Source organism: Bacillus sp. SIMBA_031 (assembly GCF_046535225.1).
Lineage (GTDB): Bacteria > Bacillota > Bacilli > Bacillales > Bacillaceae > Bacillus > Bacillus velezensis.
This window is the reverse complement of the sequence record NZ_JAWRXC010000735.1, coordinates 1-232: the sequence shown is the minus strand read 5'-3', so window position 1 is coordinate 232 and position 232 is coordinate 1. Positions and strand designations below refer to the sequence as shown.

Here is a 232-nt window from a genome sequence, read left to right as displayed (position 1 = left end):
CTACAGGTGAGTCAAACTGCTCTTTTACAGGATCAAGTAACACTTGCTGTCCGTTAGGCGTGCGGATCATAAACCCAGCATGTCCCAGCCAGCGTAAGCTAAAGCCTGTGTTTAAACTCATAGGCTGTTGCTCACCAATAAATTGGCAGTTTTCGCTGTCTTTTTCGCATTGTAATTTAGGGCTAGTTGGGTAGCAGTTGCTTTTACAGGTCGTCGGGTAAGTTTTTTTACC

The 232-nt window shown here is 44.8% G+C and carries 1 pseudogene; it reads right to left on the bottom strand.

Features of this window, described 5'->3' with window-relative positions:
- Window positions 1–232 (bottom strand): annotated as a pseudogene (locus SB724_RS22020) (hypothetical protein); the annotation flags it as partial.